This is a genomic window from Jatrophihabitans sp., assembly GCA_036399055.1.
In the GTDB taxonomy this organism is placed as follows: Bacteria; Actinomycetota; Actinomycetes; order Mycobacteriales; family Jatrophihabitantaceae; genus Jatrophihabitans_A.
On sequence record DASWNX010000022.1, the window covers coordinates 37,307 to 52,787 of the forward strand.

Annotated in this window: 10 protein-coding genes; 7 read left to right on the plus strand and 3 right to left on the minus strand. The window is 70.2% G+C overall.

Annotated features, from left to right (window positions below):
• Positions 1 to 24 precede the first annotated feature (24 nt).
• Genes xylA through VGB75_09105 form a run of 3 tightly spaced genes read left to right on the plus strand, consistent with a single transcriptional unit; the run spans position 25 to position 3,886 of the window.
• Positions 25 to 1,272: a xylose isomerase gene (gene xylA / locus VGB75_09095; protein HEY0167185.1), complete on the plus strand. Its 1,248-nt coding sequence runs from the start codon at positions 25 to 27 to the stop codon at positions 1,270 to 1,272.
• A gap of 2 nt (positions 1,273 to 1,274) precedes the next feature.
• Positions 1,275 to 2,720, plus strand: coding sequence for a xylulokinase (gene xylB / locus VGB75_09100; GenBank protein HEY0167186.1), 1,446 nt, complete (start codon positions 1,275 to 1,277; stop codon positions 2,718 to 2,720).
• Positions 2,717 to 3,886, plus strand: coding sequence for an ROK family protein (locus tag VGB75_09105; GenBank protein ID HEY0167187.1), 1,170 nt, complete (start codon positions 2,717 to 2,719; stop codon positions 3,884 to 3,886). The genes xylB and VGB75_09105 overlap by 4 nt, the downstream gene beginning before the upstream one ends.
• 33 nt (positions 3,887 to 3,919) lie before the next feature.
• Here the strand turns inward: VGB75_09105 and VGB75_09110 are convergent, their stop codons facing one another.
• Positions 3,920 to 4,627 carry a siderophore-interacting protein gene (locus VGB75_09110; protein HEY0167188.1) on the minus strand — a complete coding sequence of 236 codons (708 nt, stop codon included), beginning with the start codon at positions 4,625 to 4,627 and terminating at the stop codon, positions 3,920 to 3,922.
• A 92-nt stretch (positions 4,628 to 4,719) separates the two neighbouring features.
• Between VGB75_09110 and VGB75_09115 the strand changes: the two genes are divergently transcribed.
• Positions 4,720 to 5,142, plus strand: a complete 423-nt coding sequence (locus VGB75_09115) for an organic hydroperoxide resistance protein (GenBank protein ID HEY0167189.1) — start codon at positions 4,720 to 4,722, stop codon at positions 5,140 to 5,142.
• A 69-nt stretch (positions 5,143 to 5,211) separates the two neighbouring features.
• Complete coding sequence (locus VGB75_09120) at positions 5,212 to 6,639, plus strand: L-serine ammonia-lyase (protein ID HEY0167190.1); 1,428 nt, start codon at positions 5,212 to 5,214, stop codon at positions 6,637 to 6,639.
• Between the two features lie 47 nt (positions 6,640 to 6,686).
• Here VGB75_09120 and VGB75_09125 read toward each other — a convergent pair whose 3' ends face one another.
• Positions 6,687 to 9,638, minus strand: a complete 2,952-nt coding sequence (locus tag VGB75_09125) for a carboxypeptidase regulatory-like domain-containing protein (protein ID HEY0167191.1) — start codon at positions 9,636 to 9,638, stop codon at positions 6,687 to 6,689.
• 238 nt (positions 9,639 to 9,876) lie between these two features.
• Entirely contained in the window at positions 9,877 to 12,465 is a 2,589-nt protein-coding gene (locus VGB75_09130) for a carboxypeptidase-like regulatory domain-containing protein (protein ID HEY0167192.1), read from the minus strand.
• A 986-nt stretch (positions 12,466 to 13,451) separates the two neighbouring features.
• On the opposite strand from VGB75_09130, the gene VGB75_09135 reads away from it, so the two are divergent.
• Both VGB75_09135 and VGB75_09140 read left to right on the plus strand, forming a co-directional pair.
• A complete protein-coding gene (locus VGB75_09135; protein ID HEY0167193.1) occupies positions 13,452 to 15,011 on the plus strand; it encodes an FAD/NAD(P)-binding protein in 1,560 nt (519 codons plus the stop codon).
• On the plus strand, positions 15,008 to 15,481 hold a 474-nt coding region (locus tag VGB75_09140; GenBank protein ID HEY0167194.1), incomplete at its 3' end, for a class II aldolase/adducin family protein. The genes VGB75_09135 and VGB75_09140, both read left to right, overlap by 4 nt.

The window sequence follows — 15,481 nt, forward strand, 5'->3', positions numbered from 1 at the left end:
ACAAACAAACCTGAGGTAGGACAGATGGCGCTCACTCCCACCACGCTCACTCCCACCACGCTCACCCCCACCACGCTCACTCCCACAAAGGCTGACCGGTTCTCTTTCGGGCTGTGGACGATCGGCTGGCAGGCCAAGGACCAGTTCGGCGACCCCACCCGGGCGCCGCTGGACCCGATTGAGGCGGTGCACAAGCTCGACGAGCTCGGCGCCTACGGAATCACCTTCCACGACGACGACCTGGTCCCGTTCGGCGCCACGGCCGCCGATCGGGACAAGCAGCTGGCCAGGTTCCGCCAGGCCCTGGACGAGACCGGCATGGTCGTTCCGATGGTGACCACCAACCTGTTCACCCACCCGGTGTTCAAGGACGGCGGCTTCACCAGCAACGACCGCTCGATCCGCCGCTACGCGATCCGCAAGACGCTGCGCAACCTCGAGCTCGCCGTCGAGCTCGGCGCGCAGACGTTCGTGCTCTGGGGCGGTCGCGAGGGCAGCGAGTACGACACCGCCAAGGACGTCCAGGCCGCGCTGGACCGCTACCGGGAGGCGATGAACCTGCTGACCCAGTTCGTCACCGACCGCGGCTATGACATCCGGTTCGCCCTCGAGCCCAAGCCCAACGAGCCCCGGGGCGACATCCTGCTGCCGACCGTGGGCAACGCGCTGGCCTTCATCTCATCCCTGGACCAGCCCGAGCTGGTGGGCGTGAACCCAGAGGTCGGCCACGAGCAGATGGCCGGGCTCAACTTCGTGCACAGCGTCTCGCAGGCGCTGTGGCACGGCAAGCTGTTCCACATCGACCTCAACGGCCAGCGCAGCATCAAGTTCGACCAGGACCTGGTGTTCGGTCACGGCGACCTGTTCAACGCCTTCGGCCTGGTGGACCTGCTGGAGTTCGGCGGCAAACCCGGCGCCGACGGCGGCGCAAGCCCGGCATACACCGGTCCGCGGCACTTTGACTACAAGCCGTCGCGCACCGAGGACTACGACGGGGTCTGGGACTCGGTGCGCGCCAACATGCGCACCTACCTGATCCTCAAGGAGCGGGCCACCGCGTTCCGCTCGGACCCCGAGGTGCAGCAGGCCCTGGCCCACGCCAAGGTCGGCGAGCTGTCCCAGCCGACCCTGGGCGAGGGAGAGGGCTACACCGAGCTGCTGGCCGACGCCAGCAGCTTCGAGGACTTCGACGCCGACGCGGCCGCGGAGCGCGGCTACGGCTTCGTCCGGCTGAACCAGCTCGCGCTGGAACACCTCACCGGCGCCCGGTAAGCATGCCGAGCGAGCATCGGGCCAGCGCCAGCGAGCCCGGCGCGCAGCGAAGTGGCAACCGGTCCCTGGTCGCCGGGGTGGACTCCTCCACCCAGTCGTGCAAGGTGGTGATCCGCGACGCCGACACCGGGCGGCTGGTCCGGCAGGGCAGGGCCGGGCACCCCGAGGGCACCGAGGTGGACCCCCAGCACTGGTGGCACGCGCTGAGCGTGGCGCTGGAGCAGGCCGGCGGGCTGGCCGACGTGTCGGCGATCAGCGTCGGCGGGCAGCAGCACGGGATGGTGTGCCTGGACTCCGACGGCCAGGTGATCCGGCCGGCGCTGCTGTGGAATGACACCAGGTCCGCCGCCGCGGCGGCAGACCTGGTCGCCGAACTGGGTCCGCGGTACTGGGCCGAGGCCGTCGGCAGCGTTCCGGTGGCCTCGTTGACCGTGACCAAGCTGCGCTGGCTGGCCGAGCACGAGCCCGAGCATGCTGCCCGGACGGCGGCGGTCTGCCTGCCGCACGACTGGCTGAGCTGGAAGCTGGCCGGCGCCGGCGGGCGCCTCGACGCGCTGGTGACCGACCGCTCGGACGCATCGGGAACCGGTTACTTCGACGGTCGCGGCAACGATTACCGCACCGACCTGCTGGCGCGTGCGCTGGGACACCAGGCGACCCTGCCCCGGGTCGCCGGCCCCGCCGAGCCGGCCGCCGAGCATGCCGGGCTGCTGATCGGCCCGGGCGCCGGTGACAACGCCGCCGGAGCGCTCGGAGTGCAGATGGGCGGGGACACGCTGGTGTCGCTGGGGACGTCCGGGGTGGCCTGCGCCCGCAGCGAGGTCCAGCCGGCTGACCCCAGCGGACTGGTGGCCGGCTTCAGCGACGCCACCGGGGCGTTTCTGCCGCTGGTCTGCACCCTGAACGCCGCCCGGGTGCTCGACGCGGCTGCCCGGCTGCTCGGGGTCGGCCTGGCCGAGCTGAGCAGGCTGGCGCTGTCGGCTGAGCCGGGGGCCGGCGGTGTGACGGTGGTGCCGTACCTCGAGGGTGAGCGCACCCCCAACCTGCCGCACGCCACCGGCGCGGTGCACGGGCTGACGCTGGCCAACTCGCAGCCGGCGAACCTGGCCCGCGCCGCGGTCGAGGGCATGCTGTGCGGGCTGGCTGACGGCCTGGACGCCCTGGTGGCTCAGGGCGTCTCGGTGACGGGCGTGCGCCTGATCGGCGGCGCCGCACGGTCTGAGGCGGTCTGCCGGATAGCCCCGTCGGTGTTCGGCGCGCCGGTCACGGTGCCCGAGCCCGGCGAGTACGTGGCCGACGGCGCCGCCCGGCAGGCCGCCTGGGTGCTGTCCGGCGCCGCCGAGGCGCCGGTGTGGGACCTGGGCGCCTCGACCGTCTACGACGGCCCCCCGACCGCCGGACTGCGCCAGCGCTACGCCGAGGCGGCCGGCAAGCACCTGAGCCGATGACAGCGCTGGGAAACCCCGCCGGCCAGCAGACCGTCCGGCGGCACAATCTCAGCCTGATCACCACGTCGCTGGCGGCCGCGCCGGGTTCGCGGGCCCAGCTCGCCCAGCGGACCGGCCTCACCAAAGCCACCGTCTCAAGCCTGGTGGACCACCTCATCAGCCGTGACGTGCTGGTGGAGGGGCCGCCGGCCACTGCCGGGATAGGCCGGCCGGCCCGTCCGGTCACCCTCAACCCCGAGGGCCCGATGGCCCTGGGCGTGGAGGTCAACGTCGACTACCTGACGGTGTGCGTGCTGGACCTGACCGGGCAGTTGCGCTGCTACCGGCACAGCGTCGCGGAGAACCGGGCCCGGAGCGCGGCCGAGGTGATCGAGCAGACAGCCGAGCTCGTCGGCGAGGTGCTGCGGGAACTGGGCCGGCCGCTGCTCGGCGCAGCGCTGGCGCTGCCGGGCGTGGTCGGCGCCGACGGAACGCTGTCGCGGGCGCCGAACCTGCCCGGCCTCACCGGCGGGCAACCGGGCCGGCAGCTGGCTGCCGCGCTGGGACTGCCGCCGCTGCTGGTCGACAACGAGGCCAACCTGGGCGCCCTGGCCTGCCTGCGCGCCGAGCCGGCGGTGGGCCCGGACTTCGTCTACGTCTCCGGTGAGATCGGGGTAGGCGCCGGCCTGGTGGTGGCCGGTGAGCTGTTCCGGGGCGTCAACGGCTTCGCTGGCGAGCTCGGCCACGTGGTGGTCGCCCAGGACGGCCCGGACTGCGGCTGTGGCGGCCGGGGCTGCGTGGAGCAGTACGCCGGGCAGGAGGTGCTGCTGCGCACCGCCGGGCAACCGGGCCTGGAGCAGCTGGAGGCCGCGGTGGCGGCCGGGGACCCGGCGGCGCTGGACGCGGTCGCGCGGGCCGGCAGCGCGCTGGGAGTGGGCCTGGCCTCACTGCTCAACGTGATGGACCTGCCCACTGTGGTGCTCGGCGGCGTGTACGCCCGGCTGTTCGAGGCCATCACCCCGTCCTTGACCGCTCAGCTGGACCGGCGGGCGCTGGCGCCGCGGGGCGCCGGCCGGCTCAGCAGGTCGCCGCTGGGCATCGACGCCGCCGCGCGGGGCGCGGCCGGCGCGGTGCTGGACCGGGCGCTGCGCGATCCGGCCGGCATCCCCGTCCTGGCCGGCGTCTGAGCGGGTTGGGCAGTCCCGGCAGGCGGCGGTGTCTCAGCGGGTCGAGCGGGAGTTGTGGTTCCAGTAGCCCTTGGCGTAGATCTCGGACCGGCTCAGGCCCAACCGCGCCAGCTCGTCACGCACCGTCAGGATCGCCCGGGACTCACCGAGCACGTAGGCGTAGCCGGGGCCGGCCCCGGGCCGGAGCCGGTCCAGCGCGCCGACCAGCAGGTCAGGCTGCCCGGCCGGCCGGCCGTCGCGGGCCAGCCACTGAACCTCGGCGTTGGCCGGCAGCGGGTAGCGCTCGCCGTCGTCGGAGATCTCGGCCAGCACCCGCAGGCCGCGGCCGGCCGCGCCGGCCGCCTCTGCCAGCGCTGCGATCGCCGGCAGCCCGGCCTCGTCGGTCAGCGCCAGCAGCCAGGACGCCGCGGGCAGCGGCAGCTCGCCGCGCGGGCCGAAGAAGCTCACCTGGCCGCCGACCCGCAACTCCTGGGCCCAGCTGGAGCCCGGGCCGTGGCCGTGCAGCACCGCGTCGATGACCAGCTGCTCGCCGACGCTGGAGCGGACGGTGTAGCGCCGTCGCACCTCGCGCCCGTCCGGACCAGTCAGCACCACGGCGATGTCGCAGCCCAGCGGCCAGTGCCGCCCGGTGATCTCGGGCGCGGCCAGGGTGATTCGGCGCATCCGCGGCGACAGCATGGTGAGTTCGGCCACTGTCGTCAGGAAATGACCGGTGCGGGTGATGTGTTGGACGTCAGGCATGGTGGGTTCAGGATGCCATCGCCCTCACCGGCGCTGTCGCCTGCCAGCCACCTGCCAGCGGTACCCGCCAGTCATCGACAACAAGGAGCCTCATGCCCAACGAACTGACCAAGGTCAACTACGTCACCGCGGCCACCGCCACTGGCGGCCGGGCCGGTCACGTCACCAGCGCCGACGGCCTCATCGACTTCGACCTTGCCCAGCCGGGCACCTCGCCGGAGCCGGCGGTCAACCCCGAGACGCTGTTCGCCGCGGGATACGCCGCCTGTTTCCAGGGCGCGCTGGCCAACCGGGCCAAGACCAAGGGAGTGGACACCTCGGACTCGAAGGTGACCGCCCACGTCTCCTTCGGGCCTACCGCCGACGGCGGCTTCGGCCTGGCAGTGGAGCTCGAGGTCAGCATGCCGGGCGTCGAGCCGGCCCAGGCCCATGAGCTGCTGGAGCTTGCGCACCAGTTCTGCCCGTACTCCAAGGCCACCCGCGACAACATCGTGGTCACGCTCACGGCGGTCTAAGAGCTGCGGCCCTCGGCGGTTGACGCGAACTGACCCGGAGGTCGACCGCCGAGGGTGCAGAATGGGCATATGGCCATCAGCGTGTTCGACCTCTTTTCGATCGGGATCGGGCCGTCGTCTTCGCACACGGTCGGCCCGATGCGTGCGGCCCGAACCTTCGTGCTGGGGTTGGAGGCCGACGGCCTGCTCGAGAAGGTCGCCCGGGTCCGCGTCGAGCTGTTCGGCTCGCTCGGCGCCACTGGCCGCGGCCACGGTTCGGACCGGGCCGTGGTGCTGGGCCTGGAGGGCGAGACCCCCGAGGACGTCGACACCGACACCGTGCTGAGCCGGGTGGCCGAGGCGCGCCGGGCTGAGATGGTGATGTTGCTGGGCCGGCATCCGGTTCAGCTGACGACCGCGGACCTGGTGCTGCACCGGCGCCTGACGCTGCCGTTTCATCCCAACGGAATGCGGTTCACCGCCTTCGCCGAGGCCATTGACACAGAACCGGCGCCGGCCGAGGCAGGCGCGGAGTCTGGCGCGCCGGAGCCGCCCACCCCGCTGCGCGAGCGGACGTACTACTCGGTCGGCGGCGGGTTCGTGGTGGACGAGGACGCGACCGGCGCCGACCGCATCAAGGCCGACGACACCGTGCTGCCCTACCCCTTCACCACCGCCGCCGAGTTGTGCGCCCACGCCGCGGCCAGCGGCTTGCCGATCTCACAGATCATGTTGGCCAACGAGTGCGTGTGGCGCCCGGAGGCCGAGGTACGCGCCGGCCTGCTCAAGATCTGGCAGGTGATGCAGGACTGCGTGACGGCCGGCTGCGGCCATGGGGGCATCCTGCCCGGCGGCCTCAAGGTGCGCCGGCGGGCCCCCGAGCTGTCCCAGTCGCTGACCGGTGACTCGTTCTCCACCGACCCGCTGCGGGTGATGGACTGGGTCAACCTGTTCGCCCTCGCCGTGAACGAGGAGAACGCCGCCGGCGGCCGGGTGGTCACCGCGCCCACCAACGGCGCGGCCGGCATCATCCCGGCCGTGCTGCTCTACTACCGCCGGTTCGTTCCCGGCGCCTCCGACGACGGCGTGGTCCGGTTCCTGCTGACGGCGGCCGCCATCGGTGTGCTCTACAAGGAGAACGCCTCGATCTCCGGCGCCGAGGTGGGCTGCCAGGGCGAGGTCGGCTCGGCCTGCTCGATGGCCGCCGGCGCGCTGTGCGAGGTGCTCGGAGGCACCCCGGCGCAGGCCGAGAACGCCGCCGAGATAGGCATGGAGCACAACCTGGGGCTGACGTGCGACCCGATCGGCGGCCTGGTCCAGGTCCCTTGCATCGAGCGCAACGCGATGGCTGCCGTGAAGGCGATCAACGCCGCCCGGATCGCGATGCGCGGCGACGGCCAGCACATCGTCAGCCTGGACAAGGTGATCCGGACGATGCGCCAGACCGGGGCCGACATGCAGGCCAAGTACAAGGAGACCTCGCGCGGCGGCCTGGCGGTCAACATCATCGAGTGCTGAGCCGCTGAGCGCCGGCAGCGTCACGCCGCCAGCCCAGACTCGGCCGGTCAGGCCGCCGACGCGTCGGCCAGTTCGGCGTCAATCCCAGCGCGCACCTGGCCTGCGGTGGTGGTGACCGGGTTGGCGGTGCTCGCGTCCGGTTGGTTGTCATAGCACTCGGACAGGTAGCCGGCGCCGTTCGCGCCGCCCTCTGCGGAGGTTTGGAAGCACACCACCACGGCGGTCGCAGGCAGGCCAGCCACCTGGTAGCGGCCGGTCTCGTCGGTGTTGGCGCCGCCTAGGTACGAGCCATCGACACTATTGACTTCGACGAAGGCGTACGGGATGCCGGCGCCCGCCAAGTCGCTGACCTGGCCGCTGATGCCGGCGCCGTCGGCGAGTTCGGCGTTGATGCCCGTCCGCATCTGGCCGGCCGTGGTGGTCACCGGGTTGGCGGTGCTCGCGTCCGGGTGGTCGTCGTAGCACTCGAACAGGTAGCCGGCGCCGTTCGGACCGCCTTCGGCGCTGCGGAAGCACACCACCACCGCGGTCGCAGGCAGGCCGGTGACCTGGTAGCGACCGGTGTCGTCGGTGAAGCTGCCAGCGCCGAGGTACGAGCCGTCGACCCCCAAGGTTTCCACGTAGGTGAACGAGAGCCCGTTGCCGGCTGAGTCGGTGACCCGGCCGGTGATTCCGGCGGCGACGGCGAGCTCGGCGTCGATGCCGGTGGTCACCGTGTCGGCGCTGACGTGCACCAGGGCGCCGTTGCCGTTGTCGTAACACTCGTTCACGTACCCGGTGACTGCCGGTCGGCGGACATTCGCGGCGTCGAAGCAGATGGAGTAGTCGCCGGCGGCCAACCCGGGCAGCCGGTAGCTGCCGTCCTCATAGTCGGAACTGGCAGTGGCGTACTGGCCGGACTCGGGATCATAGGCATAGATGTAGGCCCCGCCGAGCGCGGCGCCGTCGGAGCCGGTGAGCTGCCCGGTGATGGCCGCGCCCGAGCTCAGCACCGCGTCCACCGTGACCGAGCCGGCGGATCCCACCGTGACCGGATCCGCGGTGTCCATCGAGGGCTGGTTGTCATAGCACTGCATGGCGTAGCCGCCGGCTGCCGGACCCTCGGCGTAGGCGGGGTCGAAGCAGACTCGGTAGTCATCGGCGGACAGGCCGCTGAGGGTGTAACTGCCGGACTCGTCAGTCTGGGAGGAGTAGCCCTCGTAGGAGGTCCAGCTGTAGGCGTTGACCAGCACGCCACTGATCGCAGCGCCCGAGGCGTCGGTGATCGTGCCGGTGATCGAGGCGCCCCGCGACAGTTGGACGTCGGCCGTGCTCAACTGCCCGGCGGTCACGGTGATCGGTGACCCGCTGCCGTCGGCCTGGGCGCCGTAGCAGGTCCGCTGGTAGCCGCCGGCGGTGTAGGTCGGGTCGAAGCACACCGTCACCTGACCCGGCGCCAGGCCGGTGAGCTGGTAGCTGCCGTCGTCGTTGGTGCCGGTCGAGGTCAGCAGGCGGCCCGAGCTGTCGTAGACGTCCACCCAGACGCCGGCGACCGGGCCGCTGTCATCGGTGACGGTGCCACCGACCGCGCCGGCCTGAGCGACGGTCCCGTTCACCGTGGTGGCCTGACCGGCCACCACGTCCACCGTCACGAAGTGATCGCCGGCGCAGCTGTTGGTGTAGCCGTAGGGCGCGGCGTCCGAGCTGACGTACGAGCCGTCGAAGCACAGGCTGTAGCTACCAGCCGCCAACCCGGTCATGGCGTACTGACCGGTGCTGTCGCTGTAACCCGAGCCGTAGCCCGCGCCGTACGCCCCGACCGAGATGTCGGGAACCGCGGCGCCGCTGGGATCGGTGACCATGCCGGTGATCGCGCCGCCCGCGGTCAGCTCGGCGTTGACGCCGGCGCTGGTGTGTCCGAGGCTGACTACCACAGGCGTTCCGGATTCGTACGGCGGCTGGTCGTCATAGCACTCGTCGAGGTAGCCGGTGGCCGATGCCCCGTGTGCGGCTTGGCCGTAGAAGCACACCTGGTACGAGCCGGCAGCCAGGCCGGTCACGGTGTAGCTGCCGTCCGCGCGGGTGGTGGCGCCGTGGCCGATCTGGTTGGGATTGTCGGGGTCCCACACGGACACCGAGACGTCGGCGATGCCGTGCCCGGCGGAGTCGGTGACCCGGCCGGCGATCGCACCGGCGACCGGCAGGTAGTCGACCAGGCCGGAGGTCATCTTGCCGGCCAGGACGGTCACCGGCGTGCCGGTGTCGCCGTAGCCGTAGGGCTGCTGGCGGTAGCAGCCAGGCAGGTAACCGGTAGGCGAGTGGCCGGCGGTCTCGTCGTGAGGGGAGAAGCACAGCAGGTAGGACCCCGCCGTGAGGCCGGTGACCGAGAACTGGCCGGTGCCGGAGGTGGTTGCCCAGGCCATGCTGTTGCCGGTGGACGTCTCGCGTACCTCGACCTGGGCCCGGCTGATCGCGCGGCCCTGCTGGTCGGTCAGCTTGCCGCGCAGGCCGGTCGCGCTGCTGGTCGAGCGGGTCTCGGCGGTGAGGGTGGCCGCGGCGCCGACGTTGCGGCTCTTGTCGCGGGGAAACACCGCGTAGCTGTAGGCGCTGGCCGGGGCCAGGCGCTTGTCGGTGAACGTGGCCTGCCGACTGCCCAGCGCCGCCACCAGCGTGCCGTCCGAAGCCGAGATCGGAGGGGCGTCGCCGGCCGCCCGCCGGATCAGCACCCCGGCGAAGTCGGGGTCGGTGGGGTTGGTCCAGCCCAGGCTGATCGAGTGCGCGTCGTTGCCGGTCATGCCCAGTGCGGTGACTGGCGCCGGTGCGGTGGTGTCGCGCGAGGGCTTGAGACCCGCCCCGGGGCCGGCGCCGGGGCGGCTCGGTCCGGCCGAGGTGGCCCCGGGCGCGGGGTTAGCGCTGGGTGTGGCGGTGGGCCCGGCCGCGTAGGACGGCGAGCTGGTCAGCAGCCCCGCCACCAGAGATGTCGCGGCGAGCAGGGCAAGGACAGGACGGCGTGCAGACATAGTGACTCCCCGTTGGAACGCTTGACGCTCGTAGAACGCTTAACGCGCGTCAAACGTCGTGTTACGCAGCGAACCTAGCGTGGCGGGGTTGTCGCGTCTAGCCCGATCGCCTGAAAAGGCAGCTCTGCCCCTGTGCGACCGGTGCGAAGACGCAGTGAGCTGGCGGGTCAGCCTCGAGTGCTGAGCCCGCCGGCGCCGGCAGCGTCACGCCGCCGGCGCCAGCCCAGACTCAGCCGCCTCAGGCCGTCGGCGCGTCGGTGAGCTCGACGTCCACTGCGGAGCTGACCTGGCCGGCGGTGGTGGTCACCGGCACGCACTCGGACAGGTAGCCGGCGCCGTTGGCGCCGCCCTCGCTGGCCTGGAAGCACACCGTCAGCGACGCTGCCGGCAGGCCGGTGAACCGGTAGTGGCCGGCCTCGTCGGTGCTGAGAGACAGCCCCCAGTCGCTGCCCTGGGTCTCGACGGTGACCTGCGCGATCGGCTCGCCAGCGGAGTCGGTGACCTGGCCCTCGATTCCGGCGCCGACGGCCAGCGCGGCGTCGACGCCGGACGTGACCACACCGGTGGTGACGTGCACCAGGGCGCCGTTCTGATTCTCGTAGCACTCGTTCACATAGCCGGTGACGGCCGGCTGGCGGACGGTGAACGCGTCGAAGCACACGGTGTAGTCGCCCCCGGCCAGCCCGGCCAGCCGGTAGCTGCCGTCGGAGTAGTCGGAGCTGGTGGCGGCCTGCTGGCCGGACTCAGGATCGTAGGCATAGACGTAGACACCGCCGAGCACGGCGCCGTCGGAGCCGCTGACCTGCCCGGTGATGGCCGCGCCCGCACTCAGCACCGCGTTCACCGGCACCGAGCCAGAGGCGCCGACGGTGACCAGGTCAGCGGTCTCGAACGAGGGCTGGTTGTCATAGCACTCGGCCGCGTAGTAGGCCGCGTAGTAGCCGGTTGACGGCGCCTGGGCGTAGGACGGGTCGAAGCAGATCTGATAGTCATCTGCGCTCACCCCGCTGAAGGTGTAATTGCCAGCCGCGTCGGTCTGGGCGTAGTAGCCGCTGAAGCCGACCATGCCGTAGGCGTTGACCAGCACGCCGCTGATCGGAGCGCCCGAGGCGTTGGTGATCGTGCCGGTGATCGAGGCGCCCCGCGACAGCTGGACGTCGGCCGTGCGTAGCTGCCCGGCGGTGACGGTGATCGGCGTGCCGCTGCCGTCGGCCTGGGCGCCGTGGCAGGTGCGCTGGTAGCCGCCGGCGGTGTAGGTCGGGTCGAAGCAGACCGTCACCTGGCCCGGCGTCAGGCCGGTGATCTGGTAGTTGCCGCTGCCGTCGGTGTTGGCCGAGCTCACCGGGTTGCCTGAGCTGTCGGACACGGTCACCCAGACGCCGGGCACCGGGCCGCCGCCGCCGGTGACGGCGCCGCCGACCGCGCCGGCCTTCTCGACGCTCTCATCGAGAGTGGTGGCCTGGCCTGCCACCACGTCCACCATCAGCCCGCTGCAGCTGTTGGTGTAGCCGTAGGGCGCGGCGGCAGTGATGGCGTGCGAGCCGTCGAAGCACAGCGTGTAGCTGCCGGTCGGCAACCCCTTGACGGTGTAATAGCCGTTGCTGACGCTACGGCTGGCGCCGGCGAGCTGCGAGGCGCCGTGCACCCAGACGTCGACGTCGATGTCCTGCACTGGTGCGTTGCCGGGATCGGTGACCCGGCCGGTGACCGCGCCGGCCACCGCGAGTGCGGCGTCGACGCCGGCGCTGGTCTGTCCGAGGCTCACTGCGACTGGCGTGCCGGAGGCGGTGCGCGGCGGCTGGTCCACGTAGCACTCATCGAGGTAGCCGGTGGCAGACGCTCCACTCGCGCCCTGGGTGTCGAAGCAGACCTGGTACGAGCCGGCGGCCAGGCCGGCGACGGTGTAGGTCCCGTCCTGCTGGGTGAGGGCGACGTAGGGCCCGAAGTCGGGGGTGCTCGGATCGAAGGTGTAGATCACGACGTTAGGAAGGCCATTGCCGGTGGAGTCGGTGACGCGGCCCGAGAGAGCGCCGCCGGTTGGCAGGTCCTCGACCAGGCTGGGAGTCATCTGGCCGGCCAGCACGGACACCGGCGCGCCGGTGTGGCTGGAGCCGTGGGACCGTGGGCCGGAGCAGTCGGACAGGTATCCGGTGCTTGAGTGGCCGGTGGTATGGCTGTCGGTGCGAAAGCAGAGTGAGTAGGAGCCCGGGGCCAGGCCGGTGACGGAGAACTGGCCGTTGGTGGCGGTGGCCGCCACGGCCATGGTGTCGCCGGAGGAAGCGTCGCGGACCTCGACCTGGGCGCTGCCGATGGCGCGGCCCTGCTGGTCGGCCAGCTTGCCGCGCAGGCCGGTCGTGGTGCTGGTCGAGCGGGTGGCGGTGGTCAGGGTGGTCGCGACGCCGGCGTTGTGGCTCTTGTCCCGGGGGAACACCGCGTAGCTGTAGGTGCTGGCCGCGGCCAGGTGCTTGTCGGTGAACGTGGTCTGCTGGGTGGTCAGGGTCGCCACCAGGGTGCCGTCCGAGGCCGAGATCGGCGGGACGCCGCCAGCCGCTCGCCGGATCAGCACCCCGGCGAAGTCGGGATCGGTGGAGTTGACCCAGCTCAGGCTGGTGGAGTGCGCGTTGTTGCCCGTCAGCTGGAGCTTGGTGACCGGTCCCGGTGGGGTGCTGTCACGAGTCGGCTTGACTGGCGTGCCGGCCTGGCTTCCCCCGCTCGTGGCAGGGTTGGGCGCGGTGGGCCCGGTGGCGTAGGACGGTGAGCTGGTCACCAATCCGGCCACCAAGGTCGCCGCGGCGAACAGAGCAAGAACGGGCCGGTGTGTACGCATATTAACTCTCCGTTAAGTTAGTGTCACGGACAGTAACACAATGTGCGGGATGGGACGACGCCAGCGACGACTGCTCGACGCCGCCCCGTCCGTGCGCCGCATGGAACAGGCGTCGGCCTGGGCAGTGAGACCGCCAGCGGAGCGTCCACGACCCACGGTTAGCAGGTGTCGCTGCGCGCCTGCGGATTAATTGCTACATGCCGAGCTGGTCCGTGACTGCGTCGATTTCGGCGACAAACCCAGCAGGCGGGGCGCCCCGAAAGGGTCATGAAGGTCGTTAGCGCATCTGATGTTGAGCGGACGTGTCACCTGCGCTCAATTCGTTTGATGCAGACTCGCGGGCCGGACCATGCCTAATGTGAAATCGCCGTACGGCGGCAAGCACACGTATACATTGCCACGCTGGATGACTCCGCGGACGGGTGCTCGCAGTGCGCGCCTCCCGTGAGTCAAGGCACGCGATCGCCTCAGGTCTCCACTGGGCCGTATTCCTTGGGGGCGCCACGTGGGGAGCCAGCCAGCCAAGAGTGCGCGATACAACAAAGGCACGGGAGGTGTTATTCTGGACAAAGTGTACTATAGTTCGAGTGCGTTATCGACCGAAGGGGAGCTATGGGACCGAACGTTCGGGTAGACGTAGCGGCTGCATGCTGCTTCTTCCCCGACCACGTGCCGGCGATCGGGCCACGGTTGGCGCTCTAACGCCGATGCACACCTAAGTCACACCCGGCGTGATGGCCAATAGCTCTGCCTAGGGTGCAGACGCAGCTAGGGGATGACTTATTCAAGGCGTCGGGCCACAAAGCTTATCCCGAGCTTTAATGCCCTCCTTCGGCCGAGGATTGATGTTATTTGTGTGAAGGGCTGCCATGCGTAACCACGCCGAAGTCAAAAGGTGCTCTGCACACATCCTATTCACGTAGAAACGTAAATTTTCTCGGTGCAATCAAGGCAATGACTCTTCAACATGGAATGGAGACGATCGGGTGGCGGGAATCTCCATAGCGGTGGTGGGCGCGGGTGCGTCTGCGGTGGCTTTTTTGGCTGCTCTTGATGGTGGGGGTGGTGTGGAGCCGGGTGAGTTGTTGATCTTTGATCCGTCGCGGTGGTTGTGGCGGGGGCGGCCTTATCAGCCTGATGATGATTGTGTTCGGGTGAATTCGGTGCCGGCTGACATGTCGGTGGTGGCTGGGGATTCGCAGCATCTGTGGAACTGGTTGCAGGCTCGGGAGATCATGCTTGAGCGGTCGGTTCTGGTGGATGAGTTGTCGGGCAGTGTGTTCATTCCGCGGGCGGTGTATGGGGATTATTTGGAGCAGTCGGCGCGGCAGGCGTTGTTGTCGTTGGGGCGTCGTGGGTGGCGGGTGCGGATTGTCCGTGAGTTGGTGACCGGGTTCGGGCAGTGCGGTGATGGCCGGCTTGAGGTGCGTGCGGGTGGGCAGGTGTCGGTGGTCGATTACGCGGTGTTGGCCACGGGGGCGGGTGCGCCGACTGATGTGTATGGGTTGGCGGGGGTCAAGGGTTTCATCGCTGATCCGTATCCGGTGGCGGGCAGGTTGTTCGGGGTCGGTGATGACAGCTCGGTGGCGGTGATCGGCACGGGCTTGACGGCAGTGGATGTGGCGTTGGGTCTTCGGGCCAAGGGGCATCGGGGGCCGATTCGGTTGCTGTCGCGCTCGGGTTCGTTGCCGGGGGTGCGTCAGCGGGCGGTGGCTTTGCAGATGCAGCATTTCACCTCAGCGGCGTTGGCGGAGTTGCGTGGGTCGGTGGGTCAGCTGCGTATCGCTGATGTGGTCGATTTGATGTCGAAGGAGTTAGCGCATTGGGGTGAGGACCCGGCTGAGTTGCTGGCTGAGGTCACCGGTGTGGGGGATGAGTCTGGGATCGCCCGGTTGCGTCGGCATCTGGGGTTGGTCGATGACAGCTCGGTGGCGCTTCGGTTGGTTCAGCAGGCGGTGCCTGAGGTGGGTCCTGACATCTGGCCTTATCTGGCTGGTGAGGAGCAGGAGCTGATGTTGAGCAGTCATTACCGCACGATCATGAGCCTGTGCTGCCCGATGCCCCCGACCAGCGCCAGCCTTCTGCTGGAGTTGGCCGACAGCGGGCAGTTGAGCGTGGAGGCGGGGTTGCAGGGCATCGCCCCGGCCGCGGGCGGGGCGGGTTTCGAGGTGACCGTCGACGGGCGGGTTGAGAGCGCGGATGTGGTGGTCAGCGCCGTGAACGCGCGAGTTCGCGGTTACTCTTTGGGCGCCGCTGATCTGACTGACTCCCTGACCGAGCAGGGGTTGGCGTTGCGTCATCGCCATGGCGGGCTGGTCACTGACCGGGCTAACAGCAGGGCCCGGCGCCCGGATGGGTCGCCGTCCCGGCTCTACACCCTGGGCGATCCGGCCTCGGGTTCGTTGTTCTTCACTTTCGGCGTGCAGTCGTTGGTCGACCGCGCGGTGGACATCGCGCGCGACCTGGCGATCCGCAGCCGGATCGCTCCGCCAGAACGCCTCGGCCCGCAGGCGTCGGCGCCCACCATTCAAGGAGCACCGGCATGACTATGACCAAGCCTGAGGAGCAGGCGTTTCTGGCCGACACGCACACGGGTCTTCCGCTGCCCTCCGCCCCGGTTTTCGCCACTCATCAGCAGGAGCGCGAGCACCGCAAGCTGCGCCTGGCGGCCGCTCTTCGGATCTTCGGCCGGCTCGGCTTCGGAGAGGGGATCGCCGGGCACATCTCCGTGCGCGACCCCGAGCACCGCGACCGCTTCTGGGTGAACCCGTTCGGGGTGTCGTTCAAGCTGGTGACCGTCGAGGACCTGATCTGCGTCGACAGCGCCGGGGTGGTGGTGGAAGGCAAGCATAAGGTCAACCCGAGCGCTTTCGTGATCCACTCCGCCATCCACGAGATGCACCCCCACGCCGAGGCCGCCGCCCACGCCCACACCTTGCACTCGCGCGCCCTGGGCTCGCTGGAGCGGCTGCTGCTGCCCCTGGACCAGGAGTCAGCGGCCTTCTACCAGGACCAA

Bases quoted from the DNA above. Each gene is read 5' to 3' on its own strand.
- VGB75_09120 (HEY0167190.1), top strand. From the start codon at position 5,212: ATGGCCATCAGCGTGTTCGACCTCTTTTCGATCGGGATCGGGCCGTCG.
- VGB75_09110 (HEY0167188.1), bottom strand. From the start codon at position 4,627: ATGCCTGACGTCCAACACATCACCCGCACCGGTCATTTCCTGACGACA.
- VGB75_09130 (HEY0167192.1), bottom strand. From the start codon at position 12,465: ATGCGTACACACCGGCCCGTTCTTGCTCTGTTCGCCGCGGCGACCTTG.
- xylB (HEY0167186.1), top strand. From the start codon at position 1,275: ATGCCGAGCGAGCATCGGGCCAGCGCCAGCGAGCCCGGCGCGCAGCGA.
- VGB75_09105 (HEY0167187.1), top strand. From the start codon at position 2,717: ATGACAGCGCTGGGAAACCCCGCCGGCCAGCAGACCGTCCGGCGGCAC.
- VGB75_09115 (HEY0167189.1), top strand. From the start codon at position 4,720: ATGCCCAACGAACTGACCAAGGTCAACTACGTCACCGCGGCCACCGCC.
- xylA (HEY0167185.1), top strand. From the start codon at position 25: ATGGCGCTCACTCCCACCACGCTCACTCCCACCACGCTCACCCCCACC.
- VGB75_09125 (HEY0167191.1), bottom strand. From the start codon at position 9,638: ATGTCTGCACGCCGTCCTGTCCTTGCCCTGCTCGCCGCGACATCTCTG.